The organism is Providencia sp. PROV202 (assembly GCF_028479565.1).
GTDB lineage: Bacteria > Pseudomonadota > Gammaproteobacteria > Enterobacterales > Enterobacteriaceae > Providencia > Providencia zhijiangensis.
This window is the reverse complement of the sequence record NZ_JAMPNV010000012.1, coordinates 152,004-168,242: the sequence shown is the minus strand read 5'-3', so window position 1 is coordinate 168,242 and position 16,239 is coordinate 152,004. Positions and strand designations below refer to the sequence as shown.

The window sequence follows — 16,239 nt, the reverse complement described above, 5'->3', positions numbered from 1 at the left end:
TTCTGGGTGGCTAAGCCGCAGATTTAATGGCTTTTTGTTTTTGACTGTGAGCCATTGCGCCTTCGCGCACCCAAGCTCCGTCTTCCCAACCTTTACGTTTCGCATCAAGGCGTTCTTGGTTGCAGATCCCTTGCCCTTTAATCACTTGGTAGAACTCTTCCCAATCAATCTCACCAAAACGGTAGTGACCTAGCGCGTCATCCCAGTGCAGGTCAGGGTCGGGGATGGTCATGCCGAGGGCTTCCACCTGCGGTACGGTGTTATCCACAAATTTCTGGCGCAGCTCGTCATTACTGAAGCGTTTGATTTTCCACGCCATACTTTGGGCGCTATGAGGGGAATCAGAATCATTCGGACCAAACATCATTAATACTGGCCACCAAAAGCGGTTGATAGAGTCTTGCAGCATGGCTTTTTGCTCATCAGTCCCTTCAGCTAGTGCCATGACGGTTTCATAGCCTTGGCGTTGGTGAAAACTCTCCTCTTTGCAGATTTTCACCATCGCACGGGCGTAAGGCCCATAAGAGGCACGGCACAGTGCCACTTGGTTGACAATTGCTGCGCCATCAACCAGCCAGCCAATCACGCCCACATCTGCCCAGTTGAGTGTCGGATAGTTAAAAATGGAGGAGTATTTCATCTTTTCGTCGAGCATCTTTTGGTAGATGTCTTGGCGAGAGCAACCCAACGTCTCTGCGGCGCTGTAGAGGTATAAACCATGTCCTGCTTCATCTTGAATTTTTGCTAGTAGAACGGCTTTACGGCGTAGGGTTGGGGCGCGAGTGAGCCAGTTGGCTTCCGGCAGCATACCAATCACTTCTGAATGGGCGTGCTGCCCAATCTGGCGAATGAGGTTTTGTCGGTAGGCATCGGGCATCCAATCTTTGGGCTCGATGGCGATGTCGGCTTCGATTTTGGCATCGAAGTGGATTTGATTTTGCTTGTTCATTGTTATCTTCCGTTAAAGTGATTCATAAAAATAAAGTTGATATAAAAATATGAAACACATTTATTTAACATTAATGCTAGGAATAGTTAACAATAAGATCAATGCTGTTTGTAGGGTTTTTGCGATTCACTTCACAAGTAATTAAACTATATCTATATAAATCAAACTGATAAATCCATCATTTTTTGTGTGATTCTTGTCCTAAATACTCAAATTAACTCTATTTGTGTTTTATTTGTTAAATTTCGATTGGCATCTATGATTGTTTATGTGATACATATTTAACATCTAAAAGTGGTTTATTGTCGTTTTTCTGGAGATGGAACATGCAACATTTAACAAGTTACATTATGGGGAAGTGGGCAACAGGAGCAGAGGAAGGTCGTCCGATTTTTCATGCGCTAACCAATGAAGCACTCTATGCCGTGACCTCTGAAGGGCTGCCATTAGCGCAAAGCCTACAATACGGACGTGATGTCGGTGGTGAGGCGCTAGGAAAATTAACGTTTCAACAGCGTGGAGAGATGCTCAAAGCCGTTGCTCGACATTTGCTTGCCCATAAAGAGGCGTTATACGCCATTTCAGCCCAGACAGGCGCCACTAAATCAGACAGTTGGGTAGATATCGAAGGGGGGATAGGCACTCTATTTTCCTACGCGGGGCTGGCAAGCCGTGAGCTGCCGGATGATACCGTGTGGTCAGAAGACGAGATGATCCCGCTATCAAAACAGGGGCAGTTTGTTGCCCGCCATATTTTAACGTCGCGCCGTGGCGTGGCTTTGCACATCAATGCGTTCAACTTTCCGTGCTGGGGTATGCTAGAAAAACTGGCGCCAACGTGGCTAGCGGGAATGCCTGCTATCATCAAACCTGCTAGCGCATCCGCGCAACTGACTCACGCGATGGTGAAATTGATGGTGGAGAGCGGGTTAGTTCCCGAAGGGGCGATTCAATTAATTTGTGGCGGCGTTGGGGATATGTTCGACCACCTTGATTTTGAAGATGTGGTGACCTTTACAGGCTCAGCGGGAACTGGACAAAAACTCAAATCTCACCCGCGCATCAATCAAAAATCTGTGCCTTTTACGATGGAAGCGGATTCATTGAACTGCGCCATTTTAGGTGCGGATGTTCAGCCTGAACAACCAGAATTTGCGCTGTTTATCAAAGAAGTGGTTAATGAAATGACGACGAAGGCGGGGCAAAAATGTACTGCAATTCGCCGAATTATTGTCCCTAAAACTCAGTTGGAAAATGTGAAAAATGCCCTCCTAAAGCGCATCTCGAATGTCGCGGTGGGCGATCCTGCTGCCGAAGGGGTTCGAATGGGCGCATTGATTAACCTTGAACAGCGCCAAGACGTGCAGGATAAAGTGAATTATCTGCTCGCCAATGGTTGCGAACGCTTGTGCGGTGGTAGCTTTACCAATATGCAGGTGGTGGCTGGCGATAGCGAAAAAGGGGCATTTTTCCCACCGACATTGCTGTACTGTGCCGAGCCATTTGTGCATCAGGCGGTACATGAAACCGAGGCGTTTGGTCCCGTGGCGACATTAATGAGTTATGACGGGTTAGATCAAGCGGTGCAATTGGCGGCGCTAGGAGGCGGAAGCTTAGTTGGCTCGTTAGTGACTGCCGATAGCCAAGTGGCGCAGACGGTGATCCGCGCAGCGGCACGGGCGCACGGACGGATGTTTATTCTGGATGAAGCGGCATCGAAAGAGTCCACGGGGCACGGCTCGCCTTTGCCAATGTTGGTACATGGTGGCCCGGGGCGTGCTGGGGGCGGTGAAGAGCTCGGTGGTTTGCGAGCCGTAAAACATTATATGCAGCGCACGGCACTTCAAGGTAGCCCATCCATGCTGACCGCAATTAGCAAACAGTGGATGCGCGGGGCTGAGGCCATTGCCGATGTGGTGCATCCATTCCGTAAATATTTCGAAGAGTTAGTGATTGGCGACACGTTACTGACCGCGAGACGCACGGTGACTGAAGCGGATATTGTGAATTTTGCCTGCCTTAGCGGGGACAATTTCTATGTGCATGTGGATAAACTCGGCGCCGAGCAATCCATGTTTGGCGAGCGCATCGCCCACGGTTATTTTGTGGTATCGGCGGCGGCGGGCCTGTTTGTGGATGCGGGAGTTGGGCCGGTTATCGCTAACTATGGGATGGAAAACTTACGTTTTATCGAACCTGTAAAAATTGGCGATACCATCCAAGTGCGCTTAACATGCAAGAAAAAGATCAAAAAGGTGCAGAAAAAAGCCGAAGATAAGCCTAATGGGGTTATCGAGTGGGATGTCCAAGTGTTTAATCAGCATAATGACATTGTGGCGCTGTACAGTATTTTAACGCTGGTGGAACGTCGCCACGGGGATTTTTGATGTTGTGTTATCAGGCGAAAATCAATGAATTGATTTTCCTTGTTAATTTTACAACCCAAAAGAGCCATTTCTAAACCTGATGGGTTTGTCAATGGCCTGAGAGGGCAAAAATGCCCCCTCAGTTTTTGCTGGCTGGAAGCAACAGAAATTCATTGCTATAGTTGTATGACTGAGTAATACAATTCGATGGTGGGTGAGTTTATGGCGAGAGTAACAAGTGTGACATTGGGGGAGCACTTCAACCGTTTTATTGGCGATATGATCCAGTCTGGTCGCTATGGCAATACATCAGAAGTGATAAGGGACGCATTGCGTATGATGGAAGAGAGAGAGCAACGGCTTGAATATGTGAGAAAAATGGTATTGGATGGACTGAATTCACCTGAAAGTGAAAGCAGTATGGATGACATTTTTGCCAGAGCGGAAAAGGATTTAAATGTATAAAATTTCCCAAGTTGCGGAAGAAGATATTTATCAAATTGCTCGTTACACAATACGGCAGTTCGGTGTTAATCAAGCGAAAAAATACCATAATGAATTAAAAAAAACGTTTGAGTTACTGGCTAGTTCGCCATGGATAGGAAAAGAGTGTCATTGGATATGTGAAGGGATGAGGCGATTTGAGTTTAAAAAACATTCCATATATTACATGCCCCAAACCCCATTTATTTTTATCTCTCGCGTTATTCATCAATCTGTGGATGTCGATGAATTGGATTTTGCTGAGTAAATTTTAACGGGATAAGAGAAAGCAAAAATGCCCTCTCCATAGAAACTATTTTTGAATAAATTGCGCTTGGTTCAGCTGGCTGAGTGCGGTATTTACACTAAAAATTTGCCCGCTGACTTCAGGTACACCAAAGGATTTGAGTCGCGCACTGTGCATTTCGAGATACGCTTGCGCATCGGCTTGGTTAGCAAATAAGTAAATGCCCCCCGCCCGTTGGGTCTGTTGGTTTTCAGTCCAAATCTTCCAAATAAACCCCGGTTCTTGGTTAATGGATTGCGCTAATCCTTCCATTGCCGCCGCCATCTCGTCACCCCATGGGCCTTGGTATGGGAAATCAACCTGTAAAATCACCTGCATCATTGCCTCCTAATGTTGTTGTCTGGTTATCATAACCAGTAATTTCTATTTAGGATTGATCAAATTGGGGATTGGGGGGAAATAAGGGCAGGGAGTGTGGATATCATGAGCTGAATTCCCTTGGGGCTTAGTTTTATAAGGGATTAACCCGTCGCGATAAAGCTCATCATAGGTATCCCCTAACCGTTGTACTAACGCTTCAATGTTTACACTCATTTGTAATGATCTACTTTCCAGCGTTTTTCTAAATTCGCTAATACTTCAAAAGTAACTTCTTGAGCAAGCGTTTTCATCTCGGGATGAAAGCTCACAATCATAGCTATAGGCTCCATAGATTGCGTTGTAATGCTTAGTTTAAATACCTCTGTTTTTCCTATAGGAATACCCAAAATAACATCTTCAGGAGCTTGCCTTATTGGATTGCCTATATGCTCATAAAACCAAACATCAGACATCACTTGCTCTAATCCAAAGGGAATTTGGTTCGGGAAAATCCACCCATTACGCTTATTATCTGGTATGAGAGTCATAGTAATCTGTGATAATTTTTTGGACGGATTATCAAATGCTAAAAATGTATATTCCTTTGACATTCTAAGTGTTAATACATCATCTCCAGAGTTGCCTTGAGGTTTTGTTTTATAAGGGATTAACCCGTCGTGACAAAGTTCATCATAGGTATCCCCTAACCGTTGTACTAACGTTTCAATATTTACACTCATTTGTAATGATCTACTTTCCAGCGTTTTTCTAAGTTATCTAACAACTCAAATGTTACTGATTGTGCAAAACCTTTCATTACAGGATGATAACTGACCAAAATAGATGTTTTTTTCTTCAGACTTGAATCATTTAAAATAAATACTTCTGATTTACCAAATTCAAAGCCCATAACTACTTTTTCTGGGGCAACTCTTATAGGGTCACCTATGTGTGCATAAAACCAGCGGTCAGTCATGACTTGTTCTAATCCAAAAGGTATTTTATTTGGGAAAACCCATTGATTTTTGACATTATCAGGGATCAACGTCATCGTAATCTGTGATAATTTTTTAGATGGATTATCAAAAGATAAAAATACATACTCTTTTGTCATTCTCAGGCTTAAATCATCATCTCCAGAGTTGCCTTGAGGTTTTGTTTTATAAGGGATTAACCCGTCACGATAAAGTTCATCATAGGTATCCCCTAACCGTTGTACTAACGCTTCAATATTTACACTCATTTGTATAATCCTTTTGCTTCGTTTAGCTCGTGTATTTTGTCTAATTTTTCATCCAGTAATTTGTTATCGTAACCTTCATTTTCCAAACATTCTCGGTTAGCTGCCCAATTTCGCTCAACGGCTTCTCGTAAATTTTGTGCATCGAATACCTTTCGACGTAGTGATGAGCCATCGTCAAGATCAACCCAACTGTTATTTCGTCCACCGTAAGTTTCACTGCATTTCCGATGAACTTCTTTAGGGATAGCAATTGATGCTACTTGCCCTAACATTATATCGAGCTTTTCCTTTGAAATATCAGGATATTTTTTAATTAAATAGAGCTTAATAGCAGCTTGAGATGGCAGATGGTCAACTTCATACAAATCTTTTCTAGGGCGCCCTTTAAAATTATCGTAATAATCCACTTCCAAATCATCGACTGGCTCTTTTTGAAAAAACACATAGATTGCAGGTACTTCCCCTCGAGGATCGACAATCACATAATCATTAAAATCCGTTTCGTGAATAGGCACCCATTCAATCCATCCCGTTGATTGCTCGGGTATCGGACTTACGGTTATTTCTGGTTTTTCAATATCGGGAATGGGATTTGGCAAACTCCAAATTTTTTGCGGTTCAGGTAAAGGGGTTGGTGGGGATGTATGTCCAATTTCACCACCATCATGAACGATGCTTTCCCGACGTCCGTTATCTAAACTAAATTTAACGGACTGAAAACCTAATATTGGTTTTTCTGCGACTTCTTGAGCGGTGTAATCATTGTATTCCACCGTATTCTCTTTGAGATCCCAAAAAAATTGCCCTTTAAACTCAGGGTCTGAAAATGTCGCCGTGCCATCCTCATGAATTTCAGCAAAGCGGACTCTTACCCTATCTAATCCACTTTTTTCATCCACTTCATACCCAGCAATTTTCGGGTTTCCCGTCTCTTCGTCTACTATGACTCGAAAACGAACACGGGTTGTTACCGTACTTTTTGCCGCAGCTATTTCTCTTAAAAAAGCTTCCGACGTATAGTCATAGGTAGATACCGTTGATGCAGAACGAGAAAAACCACCAAAAATGAGTCGCTTCTCAAGAGGACGACCAATAAAAATACGGTCCATTGTCGCATCACCCACACTCGGTGAGTAAAAGAGACCCATCAATAATATCGTCATCGGATTTGGCGCTTTAACTACCTGAGTTAAAACATCTAAGGCATCTTTCGGGGATATTGATGGTTTTGATATTGAGGTTGCTGGTGGAGAAAGCGGGATAGATTGAGCAGGAGCAAAAGATAGCGCTCTAGGCTCCATGAAAAATCGTAGTTTCGGGACGGTGACATAAACCGTTGTCGTTGATGTTCCTATATTTGTTCGGCTACTTGCACTTCCAATGTAATTATTTTCTGGCATCCGAGCATCTCCTTTTAGCAGCAGGCTTCAATCTTAAAATGTTATGACCTCATTAAGACCGTATAGTGAGATTAACTCAAATTCACCATTTAATTGATTTAGACTTAGTCTGAATTTTAGATAAGGTAGAATTATAGATTGAGGAAATAAGGATGTTTCAGAAAATGAAAAGGAAGCGTTATATCAGTATGGAGCTCGTGAAAAAATGGCAAAACTAACGCTATACAGCCTGCTTTCCTGCCTCAAACGCTTCCAGCGTCATCAGCCGTGCTTGCTTATGGTCAACTATGGGGGTTGGATAATTCAGAGAGACTTGGTGAGATTCAGTCCATGTATGGGGTTCGTGAATAAACGTCTCGGGAACATCGCGAAGTTCGGGAAGCCACTCGCGGATAAACGTGCCTTGTGGATCGAATTTTTTCCCCTGAGTGGTTGGGTTAAAAATACGGAACCACGGCGAGGCATCAACCCCCGTTGACGCTGACCATTGCCAGCCGCCATTATTCGCCGCCAAAGTGCCATCGATTAACTGGCTCATAAAGTAGTGCTCGCCTTTGCGCCAATCGACTAGCAAATCCTTGACTAAAAAACTCGCCACAATCATCCGTAGCCGGTTATGCATCCAGCCTGTTTGGTTGAGCTGGCGCATGGCGGCATCCACAATTGGGTAGCCTGTTTGTCCACTTTTCCATGCCGAAAATATAGCGTCATCAGGATTCCATTGAATATGTTGCGTCCATTTAATAAATGGCTGGTGGCGACAAAGGCGTGGAAAAGCGACCAGTAGATGACTATAAAATTCTCGCCAAATTAATTCATTTAGCCAGCTAAAACCGCCACTTTCTTGGGAGTCAAAAACCTGCGGGTTCTCTGCCAATAAGCGATTCACACATTGGCGAGGTGAAAGCACCCCAAGGGCTAAATACGGGGATAATTGGCTAGTACCATCAATGGCGGGAATATCTCGGTCGCGTTGGTAATCTTGTACGCGCTCGCTGCAAAACTGCCGTAACTTCGCTAATGCAGCTTGCTCTCCGGCAATAAATTGCGATGAAGTTTCAACAGGTTGATGAGCAAAAAGTGGAGGTGTATTTTCAACGGTTAACGCGGCTCCCCGTGGTTTGGGTGCAGGAAACGAGCGAAAATCACTCATCAGCAATTGGCTCAAAAAGGCGCGCCGAAACGGGGTATAGACTTGGTACATATCCTCTTTTTGGGTCGTCACTGAACCTGGCGGAAGTAATAGCGCATCATCATAGGTGAAAATATTCAGATGTTGCGACTGCTGGCGTAACTGTTCATCCCTCAAGCGTTCATTTAACTCGTACTGGTGATTGAAATATAACCCTGTGGCATTTTGCTGTTGGGCAAAATCCAGCAACCATTTCACGGAATCCGCAAAGGTCGCCGTGGTATGGCAAATCAGGGGAATACCCCGTTTCGCTAAAGCGTGTTGTAGCTCCACCAGATTTTGATGCAAAAAGGCAATTTGCCTTGGTGATACGTTGTGAGCTGCCCACTGTTCTGGCGTCGCAATATAGACGCCAATCACAGTGGCAGTAGGATCCTCACAAGCAAAGGTAAGCGCTTTATTATCGGTGACTCGTAGATCGTTGCGAAACCAAACTAAGTGACAAGCCGACATCGCTTTCCTCGCTGTTTTTTAAGGGTTAATCTAATTTTGGGTGCTGGTTGATTAGCGATTGGCGCTGTTTTTCCAGCTCGGCAATTTGTTGCTCGATATCTTCAACTTTCTGTTCGATATTGTCAAAATGCTCACTCAAAATTTCTTTTGCCTCCGCTTTATCTGAGGCCGCCGGTGTTGCACCACGCAGTGGTTTATTGGCCGTTTCTGGCATTCTAATACCGGTATACAGACCAATTAATGCAATGACTATCAGATAATATGCAGGCATATACAAGTCATTAGTCGCTTCAACTAACCATGCCGCCGCTGTTGGTGTTGCACCCGCAATTAATACCGAAATATTAAAAGCGATGGCTAATGCACTATAACGAATATGGGTAGGGAAAATAGCCGGTAAAATCGATGCCATCACCCCTGTAAAGCAGTTGAGTAATACTGCAAGAATCAACAATCCGACAAAAATTAAGCCAACAGAGCCGCTATTAATCATCATAAATGCGGGGTAAGCCAACACAATTAACCCTACGCTGCCCATGATCACAAAAGGTCGGCGACCAATTTTGTCACTGGCTAAACCAATGATTGGCTGAACAAACAGCATACCAATCATAATAGCGATAATAATCAACACACCGTGGTCGGTCGAGTAGTTCAAATTATGGGACAAATAGCTCGGCATATAGGTCAGCAGCATATAGTACGTCACGTTAGTGGCGATAACTAAGCCGACACAAATCATCAAGCTTTTCCAATATTTAGATGCAACTTCACGGAAAGAGACTTTCGGTGGGTTCTGGATATTGGCTTTGTCTTGCTGCTCTAAGCTTTCAATATGTTGCTGGAATGCAGGGGTTTCTTCCAATGAATGACGTAAATAGAGACCGATAATACCTAACGGTAAGGCTAAGAAGAACGGAATTCTCCATCCCCAATCGTGGAAGTTAGCTTCTCCGACAAGGCTTGAAATCAGTACGACGACACCTGCACCCATCACAAAACCTGCGATAGAACCGAAGTCTAACCAACTGCCCATAAAGCCACGCTTACGGTCAGGGGAATATTCAGCAACAAAGATGGCTGCACCGGAATATTCACCACCTACTGAGAAACCTTGAGCCAATTTAGCGAGCAGTAATAAGATAGGCGCCCAAATACCAATTTTCTCGTATGATGGGATCAGACCGATACAGAAGGTACTGATTGCCATAATAATAATGGTCATGGACAGCACTTTTTGTCGACCGTATTTATCCCCGAGAATACCGAAGACAACGCCCCCAAGGGGTCTAACCAAGAAAGGTACGGAGAAGGTGGCTAACGCCGCAATCATCTGAACGCTCGGTGATGCGTCCGGAAAGAAGACTTGACCCAGTACATAGGCTAAGAAGCCGTAAACACCGAAGTCGAACCATTCCATCGCATTACCCAGCGAAGCCGCTGTGATTGCTTTTTTCAATTTTCCATCATCAATAATTGTAATATCGTTGATATTTAATGGTTTTTCTTTTTTCTTTCTGATCTTCATGGAACCATCCTCTTATTTGAATTTTAAGATGTGGGTTTCCCGATCCGATTTGCTCGGACAATCTGCAAATAATGAAAATTAGTATGGATAATTAAATGCAGTATCTAAACTAATTGAATGGAAATTTATTGATTAAGAAGCTTGTTGAATAAGCTATATCAAGTTTTTATAACGAAGTGTATTGATAGGGAAATACTGATTTATTATGTTTTTAAAATAAAGCAAAAATATCACCTTTAGATAGTCAAATATGATTCAATAATACAATAATATCGACAAAATGTAAAATGTGGTGGTTTGTGTTGATTGTTTTTTATTAATTGGTGGGTTATACCATGGGGGGAACTAATACAAATAAGGGAAATGCAATGAATGAGGCAATAAAAATTTCATCTATTCATATCTACCATCCTGAAAATATTAGGAATAACCAATATTATTTTGATAAGTATCCAAATGTCAAAAATTTACCGGAATTATTGAATGATTTTGGGCAGAGGCAGCGATATATCACGATCCAGCCTGATGAAAATGCGTTGACGATGTCGATTAATGCATTAGCCTCAATGAGTGATAAGGATATCGATGTTTTGATATTTGCCTCAACGACGATGGAATATTTGTCACCACTTAATGCCCTATATTTACATCATCATTTAGCCTTAAAAAATGAGTGTGTATGTATTGATATTAACGGTAATTGCCTCGGAATGTTAATGGCATTCGAGCAGGCTGCAATCATACTAAAGATGAAAAAAACAGCTAAAAAAGCCCTTATTGTTGCCTCGGACCATCTTTCAAATCTATGTAATCAAAATGAGCTATTCCCATCGGTTCTCTTTGGGGATGCAGCAGTTGCTATGACATTAGAAAAAGTACAAAACGGGACAAGCTCTGGTTTGATGGATAGCTTTTATTATACGGATTCGAATTTTTGCCGGGAGACCCGTTTTCCTAAGCATGGTTTTTCACAGAGCCAAAATATGCAAGATGAGAAAATTTACTGGGGTAAATTTACAACAAAAGAGTGTTTGCCTCATGCTATTTATCACATTGACAAATTATTAAAAAGTAATGGGTTAACTATTGATGATATAAGTTGTTTTTTCTTCTCTCAGGTAATGAAAAGCAATATTTCAGAATTGGCAGAAGCATTAAATATTCCTAATAAAAAAATAGAATATATTGCGGATGAATATGGTTATACAGGGGCAACTAGCCCATTTATTGCTTATTATTGCCACCAGAAAAAGAATTTACTCCGTGATGAAGATATTGTCTTATTTTGGACGTTAGGTGCAGGTTATCAATTCGGAATCGTTCTTTGGAAAATATAAAGAGATTTATGATTTTCGATACGTGCAAAATAAACGGGATTTTGCTGGGTTGTTCATAACTGAAACTAACCTTCTTTTTACGACCTTAAATTTGTCCTGTTATCTCATTCTTCTTTCGATATTCGCGGATGAATATCTTGTTCTGTTTTTGAATGTACTGCATTGGTAGGAATGGTGAATTGATTTAGTTAGAATTGAAAGAATATTACGGGAAGTATTTTAAGAGCAGCATCGCTTGTTAAATATGTAGCGGTTAACAAGAATAAACTGAATTTAATCCGACTTAAAAAGAGTGCCATTATGAAAAAACAGAGTATTGCATCCTATATTGCGAAAGTACTGGATAACGCAGGTGTTAAGCGCATCTGGGGAGTCACTGGGGACTCATTAAACGGTTTAACGGATAGTTTACGTAAGCAAGGGGCTATTGAGTGGTTAGGTACCCGTCATGAAGAAGTGGCTGCATTTGCCGCGGGCGCAGAAGCGCAACTAACGGGTGAGTTAGCGGTGTGTGCGGGTTCTTGTGGACCTGGAAACATGCACTTAATCAACGGGTTGTATGATTGCCATCGTAACCGTGTACCTGTATTAGCCATTGCTGCGCATATCCCATCGAGTGAAATCGGTAGTAATTACTTCCAAGAAACCCATCCAACAGAACTGTTCCGTGAATGTAGCCACTATTGTGAAATGGTGACTAACCCTGAGCAAATTCAACAAGTTCTGGGCATAGCGATGCGTAAAGCGATCCTGAATAAAGGCGTTTCCGTTGTCGTTATTCCGGGTGATATCGCCCTGAAAGATGCACCAGAATCGGCGAAAGAAGAGTGGTATCAGCCACAAGCACCTCTGATCATGCCTCAGCGTCCTGAAATTGAAAAATTAGCAGAAGCACTGAATCAGTCAGAAAACATCACGTTGTTCTGCGGTAATGGCTGTGCTGGCGCTCATGATGAAGTGGTGAAACTGGCAGAAACTTTGAATGCGCCAGTGGTACATGCGTTGCGCGGTAAAGAGCATATTGAGTGGGATAACCCAAATAGTGTGGGAATGACAGGGTTAATCGGTTTTTCATCAGGCTACCACGCAATGATGAATGCGGATACCGTTGTGTTGTTAGGTACCCAATTCCCATATCGTCCGTTCTACCCAACAGACGCGAAAATTATTCAAATTGACCTGAATGCCGGAAGCTTAGGCTCCCATTGCCATATTGATATGGGGCTAATCGGGGATATTAAGGCGACATTGACTGCCCTACAGCCACATTTAACGGCGAAGCAGAATCGTAAACATTTGGATGGTGCACTGAAGCACTATGCCGAGGCGCGTAAAGGGCTGGATGATTTAGCTAAGCCGGGCCATGAAGGGCTGATCCATCCACAATATTTAGCCACCAAGCTGAGCGAGCTGGCGAACGACGATACTATCTTTACCTGCGATGTGGGCACACCAACGGTGTGGGCTGCGCGTTACTTGAAAATGAACGGTAAACGTCGCCTGATCGGTTCGTTTAACCATGGTTCGATGGCAAACGCAATGCCACAAGCGATTGGTGCGCAAGCGGTTGATAAAAATCGCCAAGTGGTTGCAATGTGTGGCGATGGTGGTTTCAGTATGTTGATGGGTGACTTTATTTCGCTGTCGCAGATGAAATTACCAGTAAAAATCATCATTCATAACAACGGCGTGTTGGGCTTTGTGGCGATGGAAATGAAGGTTGCAGGCTTTATGACTGCGGGCACCGATTTACAGAATCCAAACTTTGCAGCAATTGCCAATGCGGCAGGTATCAAAGGTATTCGCGTTGAGAAAAGTGAAGATCTGGACGGTGCGCTGAAAGAAGCTTTTGCTCATGATGGCCCAGTTGTTGTGGATGTATTGACGGCGAAGCAAGAGCTTTCAATGCCTCCAGAGATTGAAGCGCAAGAAGCCAAAGGTTTTAGCTTATATATGCTGAAGGCAATTATGAGCGGTCGCGGTGATGAAGTGGTGCAATTGGTGAAAACCAACTGGTTGCGTTAATCACTATCTAATCGAGTAGCATCATAAATAAATCCCTAATTCAGCGTACTGGATTAGGGATTTTTGTTTAATATCCTGCAGCGGATTGGCTGCGCCAAAGATGAGCGGCAATCAGTGCTCGCCACGGTGCAAATTGGGCTAGCCATTGTTGGGTTTCTTTCGCAGATGGTTGCGCATCTTGAGCTAATAAAGTTTGTAAATTGCGCCGTACGGCAACATCCCCATGCAGGGAACCATCTAGGTAATTAAATCCGCGCAGCAATCCATAACTTACTGTCCAAGGTCCAATACCTTTGATAGCCAGCAATTTTTCGGTGACCTCATGGACGTTTTCAGGGGTAACGGCGTTGTCTAGGTCTAATTCACCCGCCTGAATAGCGGCACTCAGCCCGCGTAAGGCGATGATTTTTCCAAGAGAAAAACCCGCTTGCCGTAAAATTTCATCGTCCACATTGATGACTGAGGCGACGGTGGGAAAGCACCAAATGCCTGATGAATGCTGCTGCCCGACAGCTTGAATAAAACGTCGGCGGATGGCGATGGCAGCAAGAACACTAATTTGCTGGCCGATAATGGCCCATACGAGCGCTTCAAACGTGGTGGCGGATTGATACACTCGCACACCTCGCTGTGGCGCAATCAGTTTACCCAGTATTGGGTGGGTAAGGTATTTTTCTTCAAATTGCTCAATGGGTTGATTCAATCCGAGTAAATGAATCGCAAGCGTGTGTAGCTCATTTAAGGAAGGCGATGTTTCTGCATTATCAACATCAAGCTGCAATATTGCTTGTTTATTGTCAGTGGCTTGGCCGTTAATGGATAGGCGAATTTGCGCAGCGTGTTCTTGCCAGATGATCCCTTTGCGCAAGGTGTTTTTTTCAACAATCTCGGCGATATTTTGCGGATCCCTCAAGTGAAAGGCAAAAAAATCATCAATACGGTAATGAAGTGGCAGTGATATAGAAACGGATTGCGTTGATGCCATAGTTCGTCTTCTTCTGATTTATGCTCATTTTTGGTTAATTTTTGACAAAAAACGTCACACGCTACATTTTTAGCCGTTAGAGTATGTTAGCTTAGCAAAAAGGTGATTCAGATAATCATGTGCTAATTTAGCTTGCCCATACCTATTCAGCAAATTCTTGCGCAAATAGGTGAGCAGATTAACTGCATAAATTAAATCAAGGATGTGAAGATGAACGCAGAAAATAATGAAATGCTCCCTGCGCCAAAGCCTAAGCCAGAATTAAATGGTATCGGTGGATGGTTAATTCTCCCCTTGCTTGGGGTGATTTTTTCGGCACTATTTATGCCGTTTAGACTTTGGCATCATAATCAAGAAGTGATTGAATACTGGAGCGAATTGACGTCCCCAGGTTCAGACTATTTCATTCCGTTATTCAAAGAAGTGATATATTTTGAAACGGTTGGTAACGCGATTATTTACGGTACAGTTCTGTATCTTTGTTATCTCTTTTTCACTAAGAAAAAATTAATTATTAAGGTGTATGCCTTTTTCCAAATTTTTTCATTGGCTGTGATGGTTTTTGATTTGGTGCTTGCCAATCAATTGTTAGACCTCGAAATAGATTCCAATGATATTCGTGAATTGATACGAGGGTTATTTGGTTGTTTCGTCTGGGTGCCTTACTTTTTTGTCTCTGTGCGTGTTCGCAATACGTTTATTAATTAGTAAACCCCAATGACTGTGGAGCCTGCTGATGATTTACTGTAAACGAGTCTATGACCCTTGTAGCCCTCAAGATGGTTATCGCATTTTGGTGGATAGACTGTGGCCTCGTGGGATCAAAAAGGTAGATTTGCAGTGTGATGAATGGAACAAAGCGGTTGCGCCCTCCAATGAATTGCGCAAATGGTTTCATCAACATACTGACCAGTTTGAGCAGTTTGTAACGCAATATCAGCAAGAACTACAGCAAAATGATGCATGGCACGCTGTATTTGCGAAAGCGCAGCAAGGGGACATCACGTTGTTATATAGCGCCAAAGATACGCAACATAATCAGGCATTGGTACTGAAAGCTTTTATCGAAGAAAAACTCAAAGAACGTAAAGAATAAAAAAGGTTATTACTATGGATGTGAATTTATCATCTAACCCCGAATCATTGCCCGCGGCTCAAATACCGGTGCAGAGTCATACTAAACCTCAAAAATCCCTCCAAGGGATTGGTGGCTGGCTGATTTTACCTCTGTTAGGTCAGCTGTATATGCTGGGTAATTTGGTCAAAATGATGGTGAATGATATTGCTGAGGTTCAAGGTGCTTGGTCGCTGGCAACAAACCCTGCATCGGACTTTTATATGTCAGGTTTTGCCTCTGGATTTTATGCTGTTCAGCTCAGCCTTGGGGTGATTATCGCATTAATGGTGGGGTCGTTCATTGCGGTATTTAAAAAGAAATCCATGGTTAAAGGGTTGTTTATCATTACGATGATGCTCTATGTCGCAGTGATTGGTGCCTCGCGCATCGCCTTTCCCGTCGCGTTTCACCTCGAAATCGACTATAGCTACATTACCAGCTTTTTTAATGGCAGTTTTTATTGCTTGATTTGGGTTCCCTATTTTCTGGTTTCTGCCCGCGTAAAAAAGACCTTTGTGAATTAAGAAAGGGCTGTAAAGCACAGCCCATACAGC

General features: G+C 43.1%; 17 protein-coding genes. 8 read left to right on the top strand and 9 right to left on the bottom strand.

The genetic code is table 11. The features are described 5' to 3' along the window. Positions 1-10: 10 nt before the first annotated feature. Complete coding sequence (paaA, locus tag PR799_RS09840) at positions 11-949, bottom strand: 1,2-phenylacetyl-CoA epoxidase subunit PaaA (RefSeq protein WP_154626339.1); 939 nt, start codon at positions 947-949, stop codon at positions 11-13. A gap of 326 nt (positions 950-1,275) precedes the next feature. On the opposite strand from paaA, the gene paaZ reads away from it, so the two are divergent. The 3 genes from paaZ to PR799_RS09825 all read left to right on the top strand — a co-directional run bounded on the left by paaZ (position 1,276) and on the right by PR799_RS09825 (position 4,066). Beyond that, positions 1,276-3,336: a phenylacetic acid degradation bifunctional protein PaaZ gene (paaZ, locus tag PR799_RS09835; RefSeq protein WP_154626341.1), complete on the top strand. Its 2,061-nt coding sequence runs from the start codon at positions 1,276-1,278 to the stop codon at positions 3,334-3,336. A gap of 201 nt (positions 3,337-3,537) precedes the next feature. Continuing rightward, positions 3,538-3,780 carry a type II toxin-antitoxin system ParD family antitoxin gene (locus PR799_RS09830; protein ID WP_006663118.1) on the top strand — a complete coding sequence of 81 codons (243 nt, stop codon included), beginning with the start codon at positions 3,538-3,540 and terminating at the stop codon, positions 3,778-3,780. Then, the gene (locus PR799_RS09825; protein ID WP_154626343.1) at positions 3,773-4,066 is read left to right on the top strand and encodes a type II toxin-antitoxin system RelE/ParE family toxin; all 294 of its coding nucleotides are present in this window, start codon (positions 3,773-3,775) and stop codon (positions 4,064-4,066) included. The genes PR799_RS09830 and PR799_RS09825 overlap by 8 nt, the downstream gene beginning before the upstream one ends. Before the next feature lie 45 nt (positions 4,067-4,111). Here the strand turns inward: PR799_RS09825 and PR799_RS09820 are convergent, their stop codons facing one another. The 7 genes from PR799_RS09820 to proP all read right to left on the bottom strand — a co-directional run bounded on the left by PR799_RS09820 (position 4,112) and on the right by proP (position 10,221). Then, positions 4,112-4,423, bottom strand: a complete 312-nt coding sequence (locus tag PR799_RS09820) for a monooxygenase (protein ID WP_036966425.1) — start codon at positions 4,421-4,423, stop codon at positions 4,112-4,114. A 45-nt stretch (positions 4,424-4,468) separates the two neighbouring features. Continuing rightward, on the bottom strand, positions 4,469-4,639 hold the full coding sequence (locus tag PR799_RS09815; protein WP_336298634.1) for a DUF6392 family protein: 171 nt from the start codon (positions 4,637-4,639) through the stop codon (positions 4,469-4,471). Beyond that, positions 4,636-5,145, bottom strand: a complete 510-nt coding sequence (locus tag PR799_RS09810) for a DUF6392 family protein (protein ID WP_272521877.1) — start codon at positions 5,143-5,145, stop codon at positions 4,636-4,638. Before PR799_RS09810 ends, PR799_RS09815 begins: the two co-directional genes overlap by 4 nt. After that, a complete protein-coding gene (locus tag PR799_RS09805) occupies positions 5,142-5,648 on the bottom strand; it encodes a DUF6392 family protein (protein WP_154626345.1) in 507 nt (168 codons plus the stop codon). Before PR799_RS09805 ends, PR799_RS09810 begins: the two co-directional genes overlap by 4 nt. Beyond that, entirely contained in the window at positions 5,645-7,048 is a 1,404-nt protein-coding gene (locus PR799_RS09800; RefSeq protein WP_230088553.1) for an S-type pyocin domain-containing protein, read from the bottom strand. Before PR799_RS09800 ends, PR799_RS09805 begins: the two co-directional genes overlap by 4 nt. A 220-nt stretch (positions 7,049-7,268) precedes the next feature. Further along, positions 7,269-8,693 (bottom strand): deoxyribodipyrimidine photo-lyase, encoded by a 1,425-nt coding sequence (gene phrB / locus PR799_RS09795; RefSeq protein WP_272521874.1) that lies wholly within the window; start codon positions 8,691-8,693, stop codon positions 7,269-7,271. A gap of 25 nt (positions 8,694-8,718) precedes the next feature. After that, a complete protein-coding gene (gene proP, locus PR799_RS09790) occupies positions 8,719-10,221 on the bottom strand; it encodes a glycine betaine/L-proline transporter ProP (RefSeq protein ID WP_154626349.1) in 1,503 nt (500 codons plus the stop codon). Between the two features lie 368 nt (positions 10,222-10,589). Between proP and PR799_RS09785 the strand changes: the two genes are divergently transcribed. Together PR799_RS09785 and poxB are read left to right on the top strand one after the other, a co-directional pair. Further along, on the top strand, positions 10,590-11,558 hold the full coding sequence (locus tag PR799_RS09785; RefSeq protein WP_272521873.1) for a 3-oxoacyl-ACP synthase III family protein: 969 nt from the start codon (positions 10,590-10,592) through the stop codon (positions 11,556-11,558). A gap of 300 nt (positions 11,559-11,858) precedes the next feature. Further along, a complete protein-coding gene (poxB, locus tag PR799_RS09780; protein ID WP_036948406.1) occupies positions 11,859-13,583 on the top strand; it encodes a ubiquinone-dependent pyruvate dehydrogenase in 1,725 nt (574 codons plus the stop codon). 67 nt (positions 13,584-13,650) lie between these two features. Here poxB and PR799_RS09775 read toward each other — a convergent pair whose 3' ends face one another. Then, complete coding sequence (locus tag PR799_RS09775) at positions 13,651-14,568, bottom strand: DNA-3-methyladenine glycosylase family protein (RefSeq protein WP_272521872.1); 918 nt, start codon at positions 14,566-14,568, stop codon at positions 13,651-13,653. Positions 14,569-14,778: 210 nt separating this feature from the next. Between PR799_RS09775 and PR799_RS09770 the strand changes: the two genes are divergently transcribed. From PR799_RS09770 to PR799_RS09760, 3 genes are read left to right on the top strand one after another with little or no spacing between them, the layout of a single operon-like run. Continuing rightward, positions 14,779-15,276 carry a DUF2569 domain-containing protein gene (locus PR799_RS09770; protein WP_154626357.1) on the top strand — a complete coding sequence of 166 codons (498 nt, stop codon included), beginning with the start codon at positions 14,779-14,781 and terminating at the stop codon, positions 15,274-15,276. A gap of 28 nt (positions 15,277-15,304) precedes the next feature. Next, positions 15,305-15,664, top strand: a complete 360-nt coding sequence (locus tag PR799_RS09765) for a DUF488 domain-containing protein (RefSeq protein WP_154626359.1) — start codon at positions 15,305-15,307, stop codon at positions 15,662-15,664. A gap of 14 nt (positions 15,665-15,678) precedes the next feature. Continuing rightward, entirely contained in the window at positions 15,679-16,209 is a 531-nt protein-coding gene (locus tag PR799_RS09760; RefSeq protein ID WP_154626361.1) for a DUF2569 family protein, read from the top strand. The last annotated feature ends 30 nt before the right edge of the window (positions 16,210-16,239 follow it).